The 17,674-nt window shown below is 61.7% G+C and carries 28 protein-coding genes; 12 read left to right on the top strand and 16 right to left on the bottom strand.

Features of this window, described 5'->3' with window-relative positions; translation table 11 throughout:
- Window position 1: 1 nt before the first annotated feature.
- The 11 genes from OKA11_RS12625 to OKA11_RS12575 form a co-directional block, all read right to left on the bottom strand.
- Complete coding sequence (locus OKA11_RS12625) at window positions 2–2,140, bottom strand: phage terminase large subunit family protein (RefSeq protein WP_267220758.1); 2,139 nt, start codon at window positions 2,138–2,140, stop codon at window positions 2–4.
- Window positions 2,073–2,720, bottom strand: a complete 648-nt coding sequence (locus tag OKA11_RS12620) for a hypothetical protein (protein ID WP_267220756.1) — start codon at window positions 2,718–2,720, stop codon at window positions 2,073–2,075. Before OKA11_RS12620 ends, OKA11_RS12625 begins: the two co-directional genes overlap by 68 nt.
- A gap of 414 nt (window positions 2,721–3,134) precedes the next feature.
- On the bottom strand, window positions 3,135–3,797 hold the full coding sequence (locus OKA11_RS12615; protein ID WP_267220754.1) for a hypothetical protein: 663 nt from the start codon (window positions 3,795–3,797) through the stop codon (window positions 3,135–3,137).
- Window positions 3,798–3,806: 9 nt separating this feature from the next.
- Window positions 3,807–4,451, bottom strand: coding sequence for a DUF3164 family protein (locus OKA11_RS12610; protein ID WP_267220752.1), 645 nt, complete (start codon window positions 4,449–4,451; stop codon window positions 3,807–3,809).
- Between the two features lie 33 nt (window positions 4,452–4,484).
- Window positions 4,485–4,766, bottom strand: coding sequence for a hypothetical protein (locus tag OKA11_RS12605; RefSeq protein WP_267220750.1), 282 nt, complete (start codon window positions 4,764–4,766; stop codon window positions 4,485–4,487).
- A 23-nt stretch (window positions 4,767–4,789) separates the two neighbouring features.
- Entirely contained in the window at window positions 4,790–4,975 is a 186-nt protein-coding gene (locus OKA11_RS12600; protein ID WP_207079122.1) for a hypothetical protein, read from the bottom strand.
- Between the two features lie 178 nt (window positions 4,976–5,153).
- The gene (locus OKA11_RS12595) at window positions 5,154–5,453 is read right to left on the bottom strand and encodes a hypothetical protein (RefSeq protein ID WP_267220747.1); all 300 of its coding nucleotides are present in this window, start codon (window positions 5,451–5,453) and stop codon (window positions 5,154–5,156) included.
- Window positions 5,454–5,609: 156 nt separating this feature from the next.
- Window positions 5,610–6,074 (bottom strand): hypothetical protein, encoded by a 465-nt coding sequence (locus OKA11_RS12590; protein ID WP_267220745.1) that lies wholly within the window; start codon window positions 6,072–6,074, stop codon window positions 5,610–5,612.
- A gap of 44 nt (window positions 6,075–6,118) precedes the next feature.
- Window positions 6,119–6,754 carry a hypothetical protein gene (locus OKA11_RS12585; protein ID WP_267220742.1) on the bottom strand — a complete coding sequence of 212 codons (636 nt, stop codon included), beginning with the start codon at window positions 6,752–6,754 and terminating at the stop codon, window positions 6,119–6,121.
- Window positions 6,755–6,771: 17 nt separating this feature from the next.
- Window positions 6,772–7,155: a LexA family protein gene (locus OKA11_RS12580; RefSeq protein WP_267220740.1), complete on the bottom strand. Its 384-nt coding sequence runs from the start codon at window positions 7,153–7,155 to the stop codon at window positions 6,772–6,774.
- A 76-nt stretch (window positions 7,156–7,231) separates the two neighbouring features.
- A complete protein-coding gene (locus OKA11_RS12575) occupies window positions 7,232–7,651 on the bottom strand; it encodes a hypothetical protein (protein ID WP_267220738.1) in 420 nt (139 codons plus the stop codon).
- 269 nt (window positions 7,652–7,920) lie between these two features.
- Between OKA11_RS12575 and OKA11_RS12570 the strand changes: the two genes are divergently transcribed.
- Window positions 7,921–8,607, top strand: coding sequence for a hypothetical protein (locus OKA11_RS12570; protein ID WP_267220736.1), 687 nt, complete (start codon window positions 7,921–7,923; stop codon window positions 8,605–8,607).
- A 134-nt stretch (window positions 8,608–8,741) separates the two neighbouring features.
- On the opposite strand, the gene OKA11_RS12565 is transcribed toward OKA11_RS12570, so the two are convergent.
- Genes OKA11_RS12565 through OKA11_RS12545 form a run of 5 tightly spaced genes read right to left on the bottom strand, consistent with a single transcriptional unit; the run spans window position 8,742 to window position 10,743 of the window.
- Complete coding sequence (locus OKA11_RS12565) at window positions 8,742–9,044, bottom strand: HigA family addiction module antitoxin (protein WP_207079113.1); 303 nt, start codon at window positions 9,042–9,044, stop codon at window positions 8,742–8,744.
- Window positions 9,044–9,325 (bottom strand): type II toxin-antitoxin system RelE/ParE family toxin, encoded by a 282-nt coding sequence (locus tag OKA11_RS12560; RefSeq protein WP_267220732.1) that lies wholly within the window; start codon window positions 9,323–9,325, stop codon window positions 9,044–9,046. The genes OKA11_RS12565 and OKA11_RS12560 overlap by 1 nt, the downstream gene beginning before the upstream one ends.
- Before the next feature lie 57 nt (window positions 9,326–9,382).
- The gene (locus OKA11_RS12555) at window positions 9,383–9,700 is read right to left on the bottom strand and encodes a hypothetical protein (RefSeq protein ID WP_267220729.1); all 318 of its coding nucleotides are present in this window, start codon (window positions 9,698–9,700) and stop codon (window positions 9,383–9,385) included.
- On the bottom strand, window positions 9,697–10,362 hold the full coding sequence (locus OKA11_RS12550; RefSeq protein WP_267220727.1) for a hypothetical protein: 666 nt from the start codon (window positions 10,360–10,362) through the stop codon (window positions 9,697–9,699). The genes OKA11_RS12555 and OKA11_RS12550 overlap by 4 nt, the downstream gene beginning before the upstream one ends.
- 30 nt (window positions 10,363–10,392) lie before the next feature.
- Entirely contained in the window at window positions 10,393–10,743 is a 351-nt protein-coding gene (locus tag OKA11_RS12545) for a helix-turn-helix domain-containing protein (protein WP_267220725.1), read from the bottom strand.
- 65 nt (window positions 10,744–10,808) lie between these two features.
- On the opposite strand from OKA11_RS12545, the gene OKA11_RS24680 reads away from it, so the two are divergent.
- The 11 genes from OKA11_RS24680 (at window position 10,809) to OKA11_RS12495 (ending at window position 17,645) form a co-directional block, all read left to right on the top strand.
- On the top strand, window positions 10,809–11,153 hold the full coding sequence (locus tag OKA11_RS24680; protein ID WP_379489246.1) for a transcriptional regulator: 345 nt from the start codon (window positions 10,809–10,811) through the stop codon (window positions 11,151–11,153).
- A 166-nt stretch (window positions 11,154–11,319) separates the two neighbouring features.
- On the top strand, window positions 11,320–11,814 hold the full coding sequence (locus OKA11_RS12540) for a hypothetical protein (protein ID WP_267220723.1): 495 nt from the start codon (window positions 11,320–11,322) through the stop codon (window positions 11,812–11,814).
- A gap of 89 nt (window positions 11,815–11,903) precedes the next feature.
- On the top strand, window positions 11,904–12,332 hold the full coding sequence (locus OKA11_RS12535) for a RodZ family helix-turn-helix domain-containing protein (RefSeq protein WP_267220721.1): 429 nt from the start codon (window positions 11,904–11,906) through the stop codon (window positions 12,330–12,332).
- Complete coding sequence (locus OKA11_RS12530; protein ID WP_267220719.1) at window positions 12,329–12,628, top strand: hypothetical protein; 300 nt, start codon at window positions 12,329–12,331, stop codon at window positions 12,626–12,628. The genes OKA11_RS12535 and OKA11_RS12530 overlap by 4 nt, the downstream gene beginning before the upstream one ends.
- Window positions 12,625–12,915, top strand: coding sequence for a hypothetical protein (locus OKA11_RS12525; RefSeq protein WP_267220717.1), 291 nt, complete (start codon window positions 12,625–12,627; stop codon window positions 12,913–12,915). The genes OKA11_RS12530 and OKA11_RS12525 overlap by 4 nt, the downstream gene beginning before the upstream one ends.
- A complete protein-coding gene (locus OKA11_RS12520) occupies window positions 12,908–13,144 on the top strand; it encodes a DUF2312 domain-containing protein (protein ID WP_267220715.1) in 237 nt (78 codons plus the stop codon). Before OKA11_RS12525 ends, OKA11_RS12520 begins: the two co-directional genes overlap by 8 nt.
- A 44-nt stretch (window positions 13,145–13,188) precedes the next feature.
- Entirely contained in the window at window positions 13,189–13,311 is a 123-nt protein-coding gene (locus OKA11_RS12515; protein ID WP_267220713.1) for a hypothetical protein, read from the top strand.
- A 154-nt stretch (window positions 13,312–13,465) separates the two neighbouring features.
- Window positions 13,466–15,370, top strand: coding sequence for a ParB/RepB/Spo0J family partition protein (locus tag OKA11_RS12510; protein WP_267220711.1), 1,905 nt, complete (start codon window positions 13,466–13,468; stop codon window positions 15,368–15,370).
- Window positions 15,367–15,876 (top strand): hypothetical protein, encoded by a 510-nt coding sequence (locus OKA11_RS12505; protein WP_267220709.1) that lies wholly within the window; start codon window positions 15,367–15,369, stop codon window positions 15,874–15,876. Before OKA11_RS12510 ends, OKA11_RS12505 begins: the two co-directional genes overlap by 4 nt.
- Window positions 15,877–16,011: 135 nt before the next feature.
- The gene (locus OKA11_RS12500; RefSeq protein WP_207079096.1) at window positions 16,012–16,230 is read left to right on the top strand and encodes a helix-turn-helix transcriptional regulator; all 219 of its coding nucleotides are present in this window, start codon (window positions 16,012–16,014) and stop codon (window positions 16,228–16,230) included.
- Between the two features lie 188 nt (window positions 16,231–16,418).
- Complete coding sequence (locus OKA11_RS12495) at window positions 16,419–17,645, top strand: site-specific integrase (protein ID WP_267220704.1); 1,227 nt, start codon at window positions 16,419–16,421, stop codon at window positions 17,643–17,645.
- Window positions 17,646–17,674: the final 29 nt, after the last annotated feature.

Below are 17,674 nucleotides of genomic sequence, written 5' to 3'. Positions count from 1 at the left end.
TCTATGCTCCTCGGGCAAGCATCGCGCCCAGTGATCGCTTCTTCGGCCGCTCTGCTGGGGCAGCGGTGATTGTTGGGCCGGTGGCTTCGGTGTTCGTGGCGACGGCCGGCGTGTCCGGCGGCGGCAAGATGGTCTGACCCTCGACGGTTGCGCCGACCCGATCAGCCTCGCGGTTCAGCTTGAAATTGCGGTGCATCAGGCCGTGCAGTGCCGCGTAGGCGTAGACACGACAGTCGAGCGCTTCGTTCGCGCGGCCGCCTGGAAGTTCCCAGATCCGGAACTTCTGGCCGCCGATGACTTTCAGGACGATCTGTTCGGCTGTCAGCTGGGCGAAGTAGATCGCATCTCGATCGACGTTGAAATGCATGTACCCCGGCCCGGGTTGGTCCTTGCCGAGATAGTTGCGGATCGTGTCCTTTGCCGCGTTCACGCCGACGATGATCGGCCGGTAGGTCTTTTTGCTCCGGGACGATGGCCGCTTGGTAGGCCAGACCGGGTTACGCTGTCCTGTTCGCGCGCTCTCGCCTTTTACGCCCCAGATGAAGCGGCCCAGGCGAGCTTTTGCGAATTCGTAGACGGCGTTGGTATGGTGGCCGCCGGTATCGATGCACGCTGCATGGATCGCGAAAGGGCGACCGTCAGCACGGTAGAACTTCTTCTGCAGGTACTCGTCCAGGCGGGCCTGGAGCCGAGGATCGTCGAACTCGCCGTCGAAGATCTCGTAGTCGATCGACCAGCTTTCCTCGTCGCGCCCCCAACCGACGGTTTCAAGCTCTACACGGTAGTCCTGGACGTCGATGCCGCAGGTGATGACGGCAACGCCGTCGGGAACCTGAGCGGCCCAGATCTCGCGCCTTGCAGTGAGCGTATCCGGGTTCATGGCCTTGCCGACGTTCTGCCGGTAGGTCCGCGCAAGCTGCGTGTTGTAAAAGGTCTGCTTTCCGTCCTCGTCGGTCGCTGCCAGCCATTTTGCCGCTTGGCGCGGCGGGGCATCGTTTGCCCAAGGACTGAACAGTTTGCCGGCCTGGAAGCCCGCGTGCTCGTTCGAAACTGCCCAGTCGCCACATTCGCGGCATCGGGCCCGATAAACCGCGTGGCGGGGGCTTTCCCACCAATCCCAGACCAGGCCGAGCGGATCCGGATGCCCTTCGGTTACGGCAGCTGTGTAGGCCTCTTGCGGCACCTGCCACTGGTCGCAGCATTGGAACGGCCGCGTTTGGTGCCAGCGGATCGTTGTCAACGCGCGGAGGCGTTGCCCTTCAGTCCAGCCAACGCCGCACTTCTCGCAGTAGACCCGCGCCGTTTCCGGCCGGTGTGAGTTGTCGTCAGCGCCCTTGTCCCAGTGAACGTGGGTGAAAAAGTCGGGGAACTGACGGTGCCCGCACTCCGGACATTCGACCGAAGCGCGGCGCTGGTCCGAAGCAAGGTAGCGAACCTCGATCTTGCTCTCGCCGGTAACGGTCGGCGAGCAGACCGCAACGTTGAGCGAGTTCGAATCAAAGGTGGCCTGACGTTCCTCGACGATCGCGAGGGGATCGCCCTCCTTCAGCGGAAGGTATTTGTCGACCTCGTCGCAAAGCACGATGCGGACGGGGCGGCGTGCAAGGTTGTCCGGACTGCCGGCGCCGACGATGCCCAGGAAGCCACCGGGAAAGGCCTTGTAGTCGATCGTGTCGCCGGCATCGCGGCTTTTGGTCTGGCCTACCAGCTTGCGGAGAGCCGGCGTGGCTTTGATGAATGGTCCTACGCGTTCCTTCGAAAACTGCTCTGCTGCCGCATCCTTTGGCTGCACGATCAGCATGGGGCAGGGATCGAGGTGGACATGAAAGCCCACGATGTTCTCGATCAGCGTGGTCTTCAGCAGCTGCGTGGCGACCATCGCCGAAATCTTACGAACCCCGGGCTCGGTGGCTGCGAGCATCGGTCCGCGCGCAATTTCCACGCGCCCAGTTCGGTATTTACCCGATGTGCTGCCGGCTTCGCGCGCCAGGACGCGGAAGCGGTCCGCCCACTCTGGCAGACTGATGCGGGGAGGCGGCGTCCAGCCTCGGCGCGCTGCCCGGCGCAGCCGTTCAGCCTTCTCCGTCTCCGGTGAAGTCGAGCAGCGGCTCGCCGAGCTCGTCGAGCTGCTGATGGACATACGGCTTCAGCGCTTCCGTGAGCTTGGCGCTATCGATGTCGAGGTCTGCGGCCAGCAGCGGAGCGAAGCGGCCGGGCCATGCCATCCAGGCATCGCGCGCCGCGCGCCGGTCTTCGAAGATGACCGACTCTGCGACCTCGATCTCGATAAGCTTGCTGGCCTCCTTTTGGGCCACGAGGAGATGCTTCAGCGCGAGCGCGTTTTCCTTGATCGCGCTGGCCTGAACCTTGGTTCTGAACTGGCCGGCGAGCAGCTGCTCGATGAAGCCGCCGGCGATGTCTTCGTCGATCTCTCCACCGTCAGCGGCGGCGCGCAGGTCGTCGACCACCTCGTCAACCGCAACCGCAACCTCAGACGCAACCGGGTTGCGGTTGCGGGTTGCGGTTGCGGGTGTCGGTTGCGCCGTCTGCGCCCCGTCCTTGAACCGGCCTAGGCCAGCCTTACGCATCCTCTCATCGGATGCTGCAATGTCGATGCTCTCTCCGGAAAAGACCAGAACGCCGCGGGATTTCCACTTCGCCGCAGCTTGGCGGCTTGCGCCGTGCATGGCGGCGTAAGCGGTCAGCGATACCGTCGTCATAGCGCCCCGTGAGGATCAGGTTGCCCCCGCAACCAACTTTTTGAACCCGTAGCTGGGCACACAACGCGGTCGCGCAATACCCACGTAGTCAGACCCCCGGGAGGGACCCAAAAGGCATGGGGATGGTCCCGAAGGGCTGGGCATGGTCGGGGGTGTCAGCCCGCGGCCTTCAGGGCCCAGACCAGTGCGAGCAGGTCGAGAAGGGCCACGAGCCATGGAGGGAGGCGATGGATCATCGGGACCGTCCCTTGTCGGACCTGGGCATCAAGGAGGGGCGTGGTTCGCCAGGCTCGCGCTTCAAGAAGTAGACGCGATCGGCTCCCCACTGCCAGCTGTTGCCCGTTGCCCGGCAATACACGTTGTAACCGAACAGATTGGCAACACTTCCGATGAGGTTGACGATAAACCAAGGGATCATGAACGTCTCCGAGATGATGCGAGCGCTTGTCGGAGGGCCGCGCGGAACTCGTCGGCAGCGTGCCGTGCCACATACGCCCTGGCGCGCTCAAAGAATGGAAGGTGCTTGGGAGCCTCAGTCGTGTCGCTGAAGCGGATGAGCAGCTTCAGTCCGGACTGGGCAGCGCGCCCAGAGTTCCGTTTACCCCGGCCGGCGCTGGCGCTGGGACGTTGCCACACGCCGGCGATCTGCTGCCCGCCTTTCGTCGCGACCGTACCTACGAACACGTTAGGCTTGCCCTTGAGGGTCTTGAGCTTGTTGCGCGGCAGGTTCCCGTATTGGTTCGTGCCGGACGCCTTGGGAACGAGCATAGTGCGCTTTGCCCCGAGGGAGCGTTCGCCGCCGAAGACATAGGGCGCGAGGTACTGTGCTGCTATGTCCTTGGCGCTGACATAGGCGATGGGCACTGCCTTGGTCGCTGCGCGGACGGTAAACGCCTTCTGGGTGAAGGGCGTCGGATTGTCGAATGTGTCGACGACAGCCCGGCTTTCCTCTGCCGAAACACCCTTGGCGAGCCGCGTCAGCGCGAGCGCCTCGGCGAAAGGCATCTGCTCGGTGCCGAATGCGCGAGCGGCGCGCTGCAGCACGGACAGATCGAAATCAGCACGGATGACGGTCATCCGGTCTTCCTATCCCGCGGCAACGTCGATCGAGATCGCGGACCAGCCTGCTTTCGGGTCGGTACGCTGATACATCCGAACGTAGCGCTTGGAGCCAACCACGCGGATGCTGTCACGGATGGCGCGCATGGCGTCCTGCCAGCGGGCATCTTCGATTTCGAGCCGAAGCAGGCTGAAGAGATCGTTGCGGTTGATCCGGCCCTGGTTGTCGACATCGAATGCGCGGTTGATGATCGCGCGGATCTCATCACGGCTGCCGGCGGACCATTCGCGAAGGCATTGATCGACCAAGCCCTTGGCGACCTGCAGTTCCGGTCCGAACACGACGTTCTCGCTCACCTGCACGCAGATTTTCAGGAGGCCATCGAAGCTGGTGAAGGTCAGGTTGCCCTTCGACCCACCGCGGCGTGCGCCGTATTCCTGTTCGAGAAGAACAACGAACTCGTCGACCTCGTCCAGCGTCTTCTGGCGGAAGTCGGATACCAACGTCGAGAGCGGCAGCGCGCCACCGATGATCCGTCGAACGATCTCGTCTTGCAGTTTGTCAGCCGTCTTGACGGTACCCTCCGGGATGAGGGAGCCGTCGCCAGCGACAAAGTAGGTATGGCCGTCGATGGATCGGCGGCCGGGTAATTGCTTGTCCTGGTCGCTCACGTGCGGGTTCCTCGAAATTGTGGGCGGCGGAATTCAGGCAGTCTCAAGCGTGAGAATGCAGATCGTGACGAGAGTGCTGGGCGCCGGCCGAAGGTCACGATCGACATGAACGACTGCCGCTTCGGCAACGAGTACGTCGGCGAGGCCAAACTCATGGGCGGGGAACGCCACGATGAACGCTTCGGCGGCGGTAACTTTTGCACCCCCGACAAACTCCAGCGCTATTGTGTGCCGATGTCCCCTGAAGGTGCCGTGTCCCCATTGGCGCTCACGATGGAACGTGACGTTGCCGGCAGGGCCGGCCAGATCGGTCACATACGAAAGGACGGCCGACACGACTACTGGGTGAGGGCTGCGGCGAGCGGGACAACATCGAGGTGAGGCACGATCGGCTGCCGGCGCGCTGCATCAGCGCGGCTCGCAGCAAGCTCGGCAACAACTTCCCGTAGCCAGCTGCGGGATACGGTGACGGCGAATTTGTCATCGCCTTTGGCAAGCAGCGCGGCGCGTTGAAGGTCGATCATGTCGGAGAACTCCGATTGCTTCGAAATGCCGCGGTGATGCCGCGTGCTACTGAACTGGCGCGCTCCTCGAGCGCGTCGTAATGGCCAGCGCTGCGTACGCCCAGTTGAAGCTCCGAAAGGATCTCGTCGAGCTGGCAGCGCTGCTCATCTAGCTGAGCCGCAAGGCTCGGCCGGGCGTCTACGCGGCGGAGCACGACAGGTGACGCTTGACGCGGATCGGCTTGCGATAGGCCGGATCATCGCTGCGGGAAGGCTTGGGAAGGCGATAGCTGCGGCGCCCGAACGGCACTGGCGGCAGTTGGCGCGCAACGGCGCGCTCTGCTTCTTCCATCGCCTGGGTCGGCGTCAGGCCCAGTTTGATCTGCTCCAGGTAGGCGATCTGCAGGGCCTGCGCGACGCGCACGTTCGGGACCGGCGAGAAGCCGACGGAGGCACGCTGCCTCGCACGCTTGTCGAGGATATGGGCCTTCTTCGTCATGTACTTCCCCTGTTGACGCAAAAAGCCCGCCAACCAGATGGTCGACGGGCTTTCTCGGGCTTCAGACTGCCGCCCACCGAGGATGGACGCAGCTATCGCGGGGTCGGATTTGCCGCTTCAGGTGACGAAATGGCAGGGTCGTTTTTGCGCAGGGGCCTATTTTTTCCGGAACGATGATCGGGAGGAGGGGGAAGACCGGCTAGGCTTGAATCTCCAACTCGATGCCTTCGCGGACCGAAGATTGTTGATCTCGCGCTTTTTTGCGGCGTTGGCCGCCTGTTGGCGGGTCAGTTCAGCCCGTTGCGCTCGCACCTTGCTCTCCAGGCGCCTGATCTGCAGATCGCGTCCGCCGATCGGCGAATGCATCGGGCGGTAGGTGCCATGATACCCCGGATCACGATACAGATACGTCTGCTGTTGGCCGCCAGATGTGATGCGGCCGATAGCGTAGCCGGCCATGCCACCGATCAAGTAATCGTCGATGTCTCCGCCGGCGTCGCTCCACTGCCGGCATTCTGCGGGGTTGCTGGCTGTTTGGCAGCGATCCGTGTCACATGCCGCAAGTGGAACAGTAAGGACCGCGACGGCAAGCGCGGACATAATGGATTTCGCAAACTTCATGGTGAGTGCGCCTCCCGCGCAATGTGGCAACGCCGGGCTGAAGGTTAGAGAATTCCCGCTTGGGCAGCGGCCAAGGTTGCGTTGTCGATGGCCTTGCAGGCTTCGATCGAAAATCGCTCCCATGCGTTGAGCGCGTCGATCAGGATCCTCTTGGCCCGCGAATTGCGCATTCCGAAGCGCTTGGCCGCGATAGAGATCCCGACGTCATCGATGAGGATCGCGAACACCAGTGCCTGGTGCTCGATGCTTCGACGCCAATTTGTGTACGCAACTTCGGCCCTTACGGTGCCGAGTTTTTCGAAGAAGGCGGCATCTGCTCGTCCGCTTTGGTCAACACGCGTTTCGAAGCTCACAGTGCTGACGGTGACATCGCCAGTTATCCGCGCGTGCGTCGCGGCGATCGAAACGGCGGCCGACAGCTGGAATGCATCGATGTCGCCGGTTTCGAACAGGCGGGCGACGGCGCCTTGGCGCGTTGCCGCGGCCTTTGCATGGGTTTCCGGAGTGCCGCTGGTTTGGTGCGCCCAGTTCTTTTTCGTCGAGGCGTTGTAGCGCTGAAGCTGTTCCTCGGCGCGCGCCTGGCGCGGATGACGTTCTGCCCATCGTCTGTAACCGGGGGATTGCAGGTGCGCCGGTTCTTTGGCCCGCTCACGTATGCGCCGTGTTTTTGCTTTCCCCATTTACCCTGTGTCTCCGCCTAAGGATCAGGGTGGTAGTCCAGCATTGGTGGCGCGAGCAGAGACGAATCTGCGCAGGGGGGCAGGGCAAGGCCAATCGCATCATCGACCTGCCAGCCGAGTTCGCGCAGTTGGCGGATTGCGTCCTCAACTTGCGTCGGAAGGGAAAGGCCACGCGGGCCGGCCTTGCGGAGCAGCTGGCCGGATTTGACCAGCGCCTTCACAAGTTGCCGCGCCCGCGTGGCGCTGATGGCCAGACCGTTCGCGATCTCGCCGTAGGAGGGGCTTTCGCCCCATCGTTCGATGTAGTTCCGGACGAAAGCCAACACCAGCAGGCGCCGGCTCGTCATCTCAGGCCTCAGCCGAAGCGAGGCGTCAGTTGCCACCTCGCGCATCGGCGCCATGTTTCCCTGTTGTCATCGTGGTTTGCCCCGGCCCCGCAGAGCAGAACATAGCAAGAATTCAGGGGATTTACAGGGGCTAGTCTCGCGAAGCTTCGGCGTCGGCGATCGCAGCGCGCACCAGTTGTGCAGCTTCTTCCAGTTCTCGCTCGATATTGACTGCAGCGCGCGCATGGGATCGTCCAATCTCTGCGATCGGTGCCAACGCGAAGATAGCGCCGTGCCGCAGCCGGTGAAGATTGTCGGCCAGGTCCAACTCCTCAAGCGGTGCGATTACGGCCCGACGCACAGTCTGAGCCAGGTAACGGCTATCCCAGCGCGGGTGCTCGCGGCGCGCATGCTCGATCCGCCGGAGAATCAGACGCATGTCGACGATTGTCGTGGAGATTGATGTGGGTGCAGCCGGGGTGTCGCTGTGGATGAATGGCGCAAGTATACGGTGCAGCCACGTTTGGGCATTGGCGGAAACGGCGTGAATGGTAGAGGCAGCGGTAGCCATGCTCGATCTCCAGTTGATCGGTGTTGGTAAGGAGCGGCGCAAGGATTAGGCCCCTTGCGTCGCTCCGCATTTTTCGTATTACGTTTAATCTATGGCGTCAACGAATAAACGTAATACGAAAAATAGGGGGCGCCCAGCAACCGGCGTCGACCCCATGCTATCGTTCCGTTCACCATCGGACCTCACGGCCCGAATAGACGCCTATGCCGCTTTTCGATCCCAGCCGAGATCGGCCGCTCTCCGCGAACTGGTTGAAAAGGGGTTGGCGAGTGATTGAGGGCGTCATTCAGTCCCGTCGCACGCCAGTAATCGCAGGAAAGTTCGACTTCGACGCAGTTCTCAGAGGAAAGCCAAACTGCATGAATGCTGCGCATTTCAAGCTGCTCGCTGCGTTGCTCACAGTGTGCGCGCAAGTAGTGGTGAGCGCCTCGGTCCCTGCGCATGCTCAATCCAGTTCATCTCACACTGTGAGGGGGCAATTATCTGTTAGTTGCGAGCCTGAGAATGGTGCCGACGAAGGGCGATACGAATATCAGTTAGCGGGCAAAACTATCCCCGCGCTCAGCAGCGAATGTGAGCCGGGTAACAGCACATCGTACATTTCGATCGAGCAAGTTTTCCAAGCCGAGCGCAGTACGACGCTGCTGATCATTGAAGGCGTAAGTGCAACCTCGCAGAACATTCGGGTGCTGAATATCCCAAATGAGGGGCGCGCGTCCGTTGTTGATGCTTATGGTGGCGATGGATATGCGTTGGTGCAGAAGGCAGACGGGCGATTTCGCCTGATAAGCCCCGGCGGTGGGTTCGCATTAAGTGCCGACCGAATGAGCACCTGGACCTGCGCGGTCGATATCGACTTCGCACATCAGTCTGCGCACGGCGCCTTGGTTGTGCCTTTCGAGCCTGGTCTTCCAGAATCGGTGTGTGAAGTTGGGGTAACTGAACTGGCGCTCTGAACCGTGCCCCAAGGACCGAAACGGCGGATAGTCCGTCCGCCGTGCCTAAGGCTCAAAGCCGCAGGGTTCTGCGGTTTCGGCGATAGCCGGAAACGGCCGGTACCCCCGGGATGTACCCCCGCTTTTCACCAGTATCAGGCGGCCTTGGCAATGCGCTCGACGACGAGCTCGTCCCCGTGCTCTCGCACCTGGGCAAGATCGTAGGCGGTTTGCATGCGCATCAGCGTATCGGCCGAGATCCCGAATGCCTTTTCGAAACGCAGTGCCATCTCGGCGGAGAGGGCGGCCTTGCCGTTGAGCAGGTTGCTCATTGCCACGCGGGTCACGCCCAGCGCGGTCGCCGTTGCCTGGACGGTCAGGTGATACGGCTCGATGAACTGGCGCCGAAGCCAGGGGCCCGGGTGGACGAAGATCGAGTGGTGAACCTTGATCGCCATCAGTGATAGTCCTCGAGATCGAGGTCGGCGATTGTCTGCTCGTCGACCTTGGTGAATGTCAGGCGCCAATTCCGCGTTACGGTCATGGCGAAAGTGCCAGCGCGATCGCCGGTCAGGGCATGGAAACCAAAGTTCGGCGGGACAGTCAGTTCGTTGAAAGTGGCGGCCGCAACGATGAAGGCGATCATGTCGGTGATCCGCTCCGGCTCGATCAGGCCCTTCGCCTTCCCGGTCTCGAGAAACTTGCGAAGGTTCTTGTGCGAGACGGTTTCGATTTCCATGAGGAGTGTATAGTATGGATTTACGGTGATGTAAACCCATACTATACGAAAATAGTGCTACCGATCTGGGTCGTCCAACTCGTCACCTTCCCATTCCGGCTCGATGAAAATCTCTCGCGGTCCGCCTTGAATGGCGATGCCGTTGTGCCCGCCTTGGGTCATGAATACGGCGTGGATTCCGGTGGCGAAACTATCGTCCCATGGGCCGGCGCGCATCGTGACTGCGTAGCAGGCACCAGCCTTGGAGTCGCACCAGATTTGCTGGACACGGCTTAACAGGAGTGGGCTCAATGCATCGACCACTCGCATCATCTCGGCGAATTCGGCTTCGAGCTCGTAGCGGCTAGAAAGTTCTACGCCTTTGTATCGGTTCATATTGTCGGGCTCTCCGTGATTCCGTCGGTCGGAGAATGATACAAGGTGGGTTCGTCTGTGCTTAGGGGCGTCGTTAACAACGATCCAGGCTCAGTCGGTGTGTCCTCGGTCCCGCCATCAGTCGGCTCAGGGTAGTCGTGCTTCTTTAGCGGCCCAGCCAGCAGGATGGCCATATCAAGCGCAAGTTTCGCCATGCCTTCAGGGTCATCGAAGCCGATCAGTGCACTGCTGCCATTGGCCAGTGGGGCGACCGAATAGTGAACACGGATATCCAGCTTTCCGCTCAACGAACCAACTTGAATTGCGGGGTTGTTCGCGAAGTCGCTCGCTAAGAGTAGTCTGGCGGTATCTTCAGGAATACCAGCCAGGTTCACAGACGCCGAGCATTCGGCCCGTTTCGTCTGGGGATCGAACTTCTCCAGAAGAATATTGGATAAGCCATTCGCGCCAATCCGTTCTGTGGCCTCCGCCCATGCGGTCGCCAACTCTGGGCGTTTGAATTCTGGATCGTGACCCGGCTTTACCAAGTCTTGAAGTACCTGCGGATTTGAGCAAATCGCAGCAGGATCATCCGGCATGCCGAGAAAATTGCAGCCAGTTACAGCCACTGAAAATAGTGCGCAACCTATAGCTCCGCAGAGCGCAGATCGAGATTTCAGCATGTAGTACCCCACCCCCATGGCATGATGCCCCTATCCATGGACGCTCGGCGACTTCGCGCTGGTGGCCAGTGACCTAATCAATACCAGGGCTGCAGCGCGTTCCTTTGGGGGAAGGGCGCGCATCAATTCCAGAATTTCTCGATCTTCTGAGGTGATTGCGGAGTCCGAGCCTTCAGCTTCCGGATCGTCCGTCTCTCCAGAAAGGAAAGCGGAAGTTGTCTGCAACTCACGTGCAATCAGGTGGAGCTTCGTCGTGGAGCGCTGCTCGCCGCGAATCAGTCCATTTATTGTGCTCTGTCTCACGCCGATTCGGCGCGCCAGCTCCGACTGCGACATGCCGATGACCGCAAGCTGGTCTTTTATTCGTTCGCCGAGGCCCATCGAACCGCTATCTATCGAAAACGCGATAGCGCCAACGCAAGTATTCCGTTGACTCATCTATCGGCATGTCGTTAGTAAACGGAATGCCGATAGAGCACTCATCCAGTACGCCTTTGGCGCGCGCCGTTAGAGCCATAGGCTCGCAATCCGCATTCGCGCGATTGATCGGAAAGCGCCAGTCAGTGGTGTTTGGATGGCTGAAGAGCGAAAAGCCTCTCCCATTGGAATATGTCCCCACGGTGGCTGAAGCCACCGGAATTCCGATGGCTGAACTTCGCCCAGATGCTGCTGCGCTATTCGAAACCGATTCACCCAAGCCCGTCCCCATGTCGGGCGGATTGCCGTCAGCAGTGCAAACCCCCGCCGCTGCTGACGGCATCCATAATCCGCTTCGAGGGCTTGAACGGTGATTGCGACCATGGGGCATGGAATTATCGCGATCCGTCCGTCGCTTATGCTGCAATTGCACACAGTCGCTCCAGCCGCTGCTGTGCTGAGCGTTGCTGATTCCGCCACTTCCCGAGGCTGGTCAGCCGAAGGGGCCGTCGCTCTTCTCGGCGGCCCCGGAGCAGTGGCATGACGAAAGGCCGCGCCCCGCTGACTATCGATGCTGCTTTGGCGCGCATCGCCGGCGAGATCCCTGGCGGGTGGTCGGCTATGGCCGCACTGCTCTGCAATCCGAATGGGAAGCCGCGCAGCGAGAGCATGGTCCGCGCCTGGGGAGATCCGCTGCGGCGCGAGAAGATCCCGCTGGACGACGCTATTAAGCTGGATCTGGCCTACCGGGCTGCCGGTGGCGATGGAGCCCCGCTTTTCGAAACCTACGGCTATCTGCTCGATGAAGCCGGCATGTTCCGTTTTACGAACGAGGTTGCTCTCGGCCGTCTGGCTGTTGATGCGATCCGGGAAGGCGGAGAAGCGCACGCTGCGCTTGTGCTGGCATCGCAACCGGGTGTGGATCCGCGTCAGAAGCGCGCGGCTATCCAAGAGGTCGAGGAAGCTATCCAGGCGCTACACAGCGCCCTGACCCTTCTCGAGATGATGACGCAAGCGACCGGGCCGCCCGGCTGACCGGCGCGATCCCCAAGCAAGCAATCCAATAGCCCTGCGCTCGTACAGCCTTCGCTGTTCGATGCGCTTTCCTGCGTCCGGAGTCTACGATGCCGATGTCACCCGGAACATACCTCCGGAAGCGCCGCGAGGCGGCCGGTCTCGATATGGTCGAAGTCGCGGCAGCGTTGATCGTTATCGGCGATCGCGTCCGGACGATCACGTCGGCCGATCTGCTGAAGCTCGAGGAACGGCTGTTCGCAGCTGAGGCCGACGAGCCTTGCCTTCGGGTCGAACAGGCTCGCCTGCTTCGCCAGGTCATGGTGTTCGACCTCGAGGTCTACGAACTCCTCCTGCTTCACCACCACTTCGATCCGGCGAGCGGTCTGCCTGAGCCGCAGATCTGCCGCAGTTGCGGCTGCACCTGGCACGACGCCTGCCCGGGCTCCTGCGGGTGGGTGGCGGGCGATCCAACACTCTGCACCGGCTGCCTGGGCGACGACCACGTTCACACGACCCGACAGGGAGAATTTGCGTGACGACTTACACTGACCAGACCCGGCGGGATCTGCGGGCCATGCTTACTCAGAATGGCGTTGCAGCTGATCGCGCTTCGCAAATTGCAGATCTTGCCTGCCACGCCGCTGAGCAGGCGATGGAAACGATCATGAGCCTGACCAGCAACGGGGCGGATTTCGGCATCAAGATGATGTCGTTTGAACTTGCGCTGCAACTCGCCATGGCTGGCATGCAGGACCTATTTGAAAAGACCCATAAGATCGGTGCCGGCCTTGGCGCACCGCAGATGGGCGCGGTGGTGACGATCAAGTCATGAGGGCCGCTCATCATCATTCGAAGGCGCACCCGCTTGCGGGTCAGAAGGTCGTGATCGCCAGCGGCTCATTCGAAGGTTTTTCATACTGGATCGAGGATTGGTGGGACCGGGTTACAGGGCAATCCTGGATGGATTGCGAGGGCAATCCAGCCTGCCTTGAATTCGCAATGCGGTCAGGCTTCGACGGCGATCCGATCAATGACGATGTCGTTTATGGAAAGATCGGCTCTCTCGGAAAGCTGATGCACGTGCGCCATCTGCCCGCGGTGGAGACGGCTCATGGCTGAAACCACCAACGACCGTCTCCGCCTTCTGATCGAGCGCGTCGAGCGCTTGGAGGAAGAAAAGAAGGGCATCGGCGACGATATCCGCGACGTCTACAACGAGGCCAAGGCCGTCGGGTACGACGTGAAGATCATGCGCCAGATCGTGCGCGTCCGGAAGATGAAGCCGGACGATCGCCGCGAAATGGACATGCTCATGGACACCTACAAAACCGCGCTGGGCATCGACTGATGCGCAGGGGCGGCTCGACAATCCTCCGCGCGATCGCGGCGGCCATGGTCTTGAAGATCATCGGCCGCCGGCGCCGCGCGCGCCGCACCACGCTCGGCCCCATGTCGGCCGAGGATCGCTACTTCTGGGACGAAATGGACCGGCGCCGGAAGGTTCGCCGCCCGTGAAGCGCCGCGAGCGCCTCTGCACCTGCGCCGAATGCGCGGAGCTCGATCTCGAGTTCCCGGGCGAGGGCAGGCAGCTCGCCTTTCCCCTGAAGCCCCAACCCCGCCGCAAGCGCACCAGGCGCGACCAAGCGGCCAATCACCGGAGTGCCGTGCAATGACGTACGCTACCGTACGAGTGAGTCAGCTGGTTGTTTCGCCTGCCAATGTCCGCACCAATCAGGAGGACGCGGAGAGCGTCGACGCACTGAAGGCGTCGATTCGCACTGTCGGCTTGATGCTGCCCATGGTCGCCCATCACATGCCTGAAGGCAGCGAGGCCGATTATGGTGTGCTGGCGGGCGGCCGCCGGCTACGTGCGCTTCAAGGCCTGATCGCTGATGGCGCGCTGCCCGAAGACCACGAAACCGATATCGTCCTGCGGGACCTTTCACCGGCCCAGATCACGCAGATGTCTCTCCACGAGAACCTGCTGCGGCGGGATCTTCGGCCGTACGAAATCAACGCGGCGATCGCGCGCGCGCACGTTGAAGGCGCTGCAGTTGAGACAATCGCTGCGAACATCGGGCAGGAAGCGGTCTGGGTCGCGCGCCAGCTTCGCCTCGGGCAGTTGGAGCCGGCGATTTTTGCTGCCTATGCCGATCGCACCATTTCAAGCGAGGTCGCAGAGGCTTACGCGGCAACCGAAGATCGGGATCTTCAGCGCGCGGCCTGGAAGCACTTTTCTGCTCTGCGCGACTACGATCGCACGCCGTCGCGGATCCGCGCATACCTGAAGGTCGGCGATGCGGAGCTCGAGCGGCTTCTGCGGTTCGTCGGGCCCCAGATCTACCAAGGGCAGGGCGGCCGGATCGAACTCGACCTTTTCGCCGATGGTCCGGAGCGCGGCCGGGTGAGTGACGAGGGCATTCTTCGTGATCTCGCGGAGAGCAAGCTGGCGGACTTCCGCGAGAGCATCAAGGCAATGACTTGCCGGCCAGGGCTACGTTTCGTGGCGAGCGCGCCGGGCAGCCATGGATTTGCAGATACGGCCCTCGAGCTTTTTCCCGCCGCCGGGAAAAGTGATTCGGAGCTTGAGCTTCCGGACGGCGACATCGTTGCAACCGTCGAGATCGGCAACGATGGTGCGGCCGAAGCGCACTACTGGTGGGCAAGCCGGAAGGCGAAGCGGGATGCCGAGCAAAAGCCACGGCAGGTCGCCAGTGCGGCAAAGGCTGCGGCGTCGATCAGCACTACGGTTGTTGCAGGAGCGGGATTCAATGCCTCGGCAAGCCCGGGCTATGCAATGGCTGCCCGGGCGGCCGCGAAGGAAGAGCATGGGGTCAAGGCCGAGGGCCTGCATGTCATGCGCTCGATTCGTCGCGAGATCCTCCGCGCTATCCTGGTGGACGATGCCGAGGAAGCGGGCACCATCGGTCGCGACTATATCGTGTGGGCCCAGCTGCGTATCGAACTCGGCAAGACGGTGGGCGAAACCCATGTCGGTGCGCGGGGGCTGACTTCGACCTGGCGCGGATCCGACGAGGAGGAGCCGGCGGACTTCGTAGCGCCCTTCGTGGAAGATGCTGAGGCTCATGCCATCTGGGAAAATGCCCTCGACCGCATCGTGGCCGAGCCGTTCATGCGGATGGAACAGCCGGAGGAATCGCTCGCAGCCTTCCATTCGGCGCCTGAGCATACGAAGCGGCGCGCCGCTGCTGTGCTGGCGGGCCTTGCACTTCTGCGCTCCGCAAACACGCCGGGCTGGCGTGTAGCCGCACATGACGCGATCGCGGAGCTCGCGTGCGTCGATGATGCCGAGATCCGCCGTTACTGGTCGCCCACGCCAAGGTTCATGGCGCTGTTTCCCAAGATGCGCCGCCTCGAGCTCGCACAGCCGCACGTAGAGGAAGCCTCGTTCCGTGAGTGGCACAAGCTCAACGATCAAGTGCTGACCGGCGCCACGGCCGGCGCGCTTCAACAGAACCCGGGCTGGGTTCATCCACTGCTGTCCTTCGGTGTCGCAACCGCCCCCGAAGACGGGGCAACCGGACAGAGTGCAAGCAGGGAGGTAGCTGAGTGAAAGCCCAGCCCTTCACCATCATCGAGCCCCAGATCGAGCGGCTCGTTGATGGCTACCTCTCTCGCCTTTACCGCCCGATCGGCGGACGCCTGGCCGACATTCGGCCGGGCGTACTGCTTTGGGTGCGTGAGCCGTTCCACCTGCCGCTGGAGTTCGATCACATTTCGTCGGCGCAGGCGCAGCTGAAGCGCGCGCGGCCGACGTTTGTGACCGACGTCGAAGGTGTCGGCCCCGGCCTCGGCCGCCGGCGATTCGCGCGCGAGCTCCTGCGCGATTGGCACCGCCAGCATCTGCAGGTGATTTGGGTCGGCCGCGCGCGCCTGCATTCGATCACGATCGACGAGATCCGCGCCCAGGGCTTCACCCATACCACCGCGTTTGCGCGCGCCTGGAACCAGAACCTCTCGCTTTCGAAGAAGCCGTGCAGCTGGGACGCAAACCCGGAAGTGCTGGTGATGGACTTCGTTCGCGTCGAAGCGCCCGTGCCGGCGAAGGCGGCGATATGACGGGCGAGTGCCACACAGAATTCGAGTTTGAGGGAATGAGCCCTCAAGCGGAAGGGGAGGCCGCTTGCGACCGGCCTCCCCTGAAGCGCGGCCTGGTCGCGCACCATTTTCCAAAATCAGAAGGATCGAAGGCCAATGGCTGAAACCACTCAACCCGCTCCCCGGGCTGGGGGCATTGGCCCGCTGTTGCGACGCCCCGAGGTCGAACGTGAAACCGGCCTGAGTCGGTCCGCGATCTATCGATACATGCAGGAAGACACGTTTCCCAAACCCCTGCGGATTGGGAGGCGCAGCGTCGCGTGGCCGCTCTCCGATATCGAAAAATGGAAGTCGACGAGGTCAATTCGCTCCTGAAATCGGGGGCATCCACGGGGGCATTCGGGGGGCAATCCGGATGCAAATTACACGCATTTCCGACGGTGAATGATCATGAATTCGAATTCCACCCTCTCCGCCACGACTTCCTAAGGGATTGTCGAACCACAACCTTTTGACAAAGCGTCGCTTTTCACCACCCCGGTGCGACAAAGTGGTGCGACAAAATGCGGTTGATGACGCATGTCAGAAGGACGAATGATGGCGGATTCGAAGTCCGCATTATCGTCCCTGAAAAGCTTCGATCCACGATTGGTAAATCGAGTCTGACGAAGCGCCTTGGGCGGCTTTCGAAGTCCGAAGCCAATCGTCTCGCTGCGCCCATCATTGATCAGTTTCGGACACGGATCGAGCGGGCAAGGCTCGGGGTGGTGGATGAGATGCTTCCACTACCATCGGCTATCGTCGTCGGTGCAATCACGCCAGTCAGTTCACCTTTGCGTCGCTCATCGTCGTCAAAGCTCATGGAGCTATTCGATGGCTATGTGCGCGAGCGTCAGCCCGCACCTTCTACGATCAAGCGATGGCGTCCTGTAATCGCGCATCTCATCGGCCATCTCGGGCATGATGACGGAGGGCGTGTCTGTGCAGATGACATCGTCCGGTGGAAAGAGGCTCTTGCGAATCAAGGCGTCAGTGGGCGCACCATCCGGGAGGTTTACCTCGCCGCTTCTAAGGTCGTCTTCGCATGGGCTGTCGAAAATCGGAAGCTCGGCACCAACCCGGCGGCTGGCGTGTCTGTGCGGGTGCCCAAGCGTGTGAGATCACGGGGGGCCAGCTTCACCTCGGTTGAAGCACGCACGATATTGCTGGCATCGCTTTCGCATGATCAGGGCCGGATTGCCCCTGAACATGCCCTCGCTCGGCGTTGGATACCTTGGCTATGCGCATATAGCGGCGCGCGCGTTGGCGAGATCGCCCAGATGCGAGGTTCTGATGTCGCTGTGATTGAGGGTGTCTGGTCGATGCGTATCACCCCGGAGGCTGGATCGACCAAGAGCGGGCAGGCCCGCATTGTGCCATTGCATTCTCATTTGCTGGAGCAGGGTGTGTTGAAGGTTGCACAGCGTGCGGGCCATAGGCCAATCTTCTACGATCCTGCTCGCGGTCGCGGTGGGTCTGCGGGGAATGCACATAGCAAGAAGGTTGGGGAGAGGCTGGCGGCGTGGGTGCGTGAGATTGGGGTCGATGATCCGAATGTGCAGCCGAACCACGGTTGGCGGCACCTGTTCAAAACGCTTGCTCGCCGTGCAGGTATTGAACCGGAGGTCCGTGATGCCCTTCAAGGGCACGCACCACGCAGTGTTGGAGAATCCTATGGGGAGTGGCCGGTCGATGTCCTGTCGCGGAGCATTGAACTGCTTCCGCGCTTTGAAGTGGGTTTAACTCGCTGAACGCTCATTTTTTGACAACCACTTCCTTT

Origin of the sequence: Novosphingobium clariflavum (assembly GCF_026420865.1) — a bacterium.
GTDB classification, from domain to species: Bacteria; Pseudomonadota; Alphaproteobacteria; order Sphingomonadales; family Sphingomonadaceae; genus Novosphingobium; species Novosphingobium clariflavum.
The sequence above is the reverse complement of the archived record's forward strand: the minus strand, read 5'-3'. Positions and strand labels throughout refer to the sequence as shown.

What these genes read in the sequence shown, in the direction of transcription:
- OKA11_RS12625 (WP_267220758.1), bottom strand. Translation starts at nt 2,140, where the DNA reads ATGTCCATCAGCAGCTCGACGAGCTCGGCGAGCCGCTGCTCGACTTCA.
- OKA11_RS12620 (WP_267220756.1), bottom strand. Translation starts at nt 2,720, where the DNA reads ATGACGACGGTATCGCTGACCGCTTACGCCGCCATGCACGGCGCAAGC.
- OKA11_RS12615 (WP_267220754.1), bottom strand. Translation starts at nt 3,797, where the DNA reads ATGACCGTCATCCGTGCTGATTTCGATCTGTCCGTGCTGCAGCGCGCC.
- OKA11_RS12600 (WP_207079122.1), bottom strand. Translation starts at nt 4,975, where the DNA reads ATGATCGACCTTCAACGCGCCGCGCTGCTTGCCAAAGGCGATGACAAA.
- OKA11_RS12595 (WP_267220747.1), bottom strand. Translation starts at nt 5,453, where the DNA reads ATGACGAAGAAGGCCCATATCCTCGACAAGCGTGCGAGGCAGCGTGCC.
- OKA11_RS12590 (WP_267220745.1), bottom strand. Translation starts at nt 6,074, where the DNA reads ATGAAGTTTGCGAAATCCATTATGTCCGCGCTTGCCGTCGCGGTCCTT.
- OKA11_RS12585 (WP_267220742.1), bottom strand. Translation starts at nt 6,754, where the DNA reads ATGGGGAAAGCAAAAACACGGCGCATACGTGAGCGGGCCAAAGAACCG.
- OKA11_RS12580 (WP_267220740.1), bottom strand. Translation starts at nt 7,155, where the DNA reads ATGGCGCCGATGCGCGAGGTGGCAACTGACGCCTCGCTTCGGCTGAGG.
- OKA11_RS12575 (WP_267220738.1), bottom strand. Translation starts at nt 7,651, where the DNA reads ATGGCTACCGCTGCCTCTACCATTCACGCCGTTTCCGCCAATGCCCAA.
- OKA11_RS12565 (WP_207079113.1), bottom strand. Translation starts at nt 9,044, where the DNA reads ATGGCGATCAAGGTTCACCACTCGATCTTCGTCCACCCGGGCCCCTGG.
- OKA11_RS12560 (WP_267220732.1), bottom strand. Translation starts at nt 9,325, where the DNA reads ATGGAAATCGAAACCGTCTCGCACAAGAACCTTCGCAAGTTTCTCGAG.
- OKA11_RS12555 (WP_267220729.1), bottom strand. Translation starts at nt 9,700, where the DNA reads ATGAACCGATACAAAGGCGTAGAACTTTCTAGCCGCTACGAGCTCGAA.
- OKA11_RS12550 (WP_267220727.1), bottom strand. Translation starts at nt 10,362, where the DNA reads ATGCTGAAATCTCGATCTGCGCTCTGCGGAGCTATAGGTTGCGCACTA.
- OKA11_RS12545 (WP_267220725.1), bottom strand. Translation starts at nt 10,743, where the DNA reads ATGGGCCTCGGCGAACGAATAAAAGACCAGCTTGCGGTCATCGGCATG.
- OKA11_RS24680 (WP_379489246.1), top strand. Translation starts at nt 10,809, where the DNA reads ATGTCGTTAGTAAACGGAATGCCGATAGAGCACTCATCCAGTACGCCT.
- OKA11_RS12540 (WP_267220723.1), top strand. Translation starts at nt 11,320, where the DNA reads ATGACGAAAGGCCGCGCCCCGCTGACTATCGATGCTGCTTTGGCGCGC.
- OKA11_RS12535 (WP_267220721.1), top strand. Translation starts at nt 11,904, where the DNA reads ATGCCGATGTCACCCGGAACATACCTCCGGAAGCGCCGCGAGGCGGCC.
- OKA11_RS12525 (WP_267220717.1), top strand. Translation starts at nt 12,625, where the DNA reads ATGAGGGCCGCTCATCATCATTCGAAGGCGCACCCGCTTGCGGGTCAG.
- OKA11_RS12520 (WP_267220715.1), top strand. Translation starts at nt 12,908, where the DNA reads ATGGCTGAAACCACCAACGACCGTCTCCGCCTTCTGATCGAGCGCGTC.
- OKA11_RS12515 (WP_267220713.1), top strand. Translation starts at nt 13,189, where the DNA reads ATGGTCTTGAAGATCATCGGCCGCCGGCGCCGCGCGCGCCGCACCACG.
- OKA11_RS12510 (WP_267220711.1), top strand. Translation starts at nt 13,466, where the DNA reads ATGACGTACGCTACCGTACGAGTGAGTCAGCTGGTTGTTTCGCCTGCC.
- OKA11_RS12500 (WP_207079096.1), top strand. Translation starts at nt 16,012, where the DNA reads ATGGCTGAAACCACTCAACCCGCTCCCCGGGCTGGGGGCATTGGCCCG.
- OKA11_RS12495 (WP_267220704.1), top strand. Translation starts at nt 16,419, where the DNA reads ATGCGGTTGATGACGCATGTCAGAAGGACGAATGATGGCGGATTCGAA.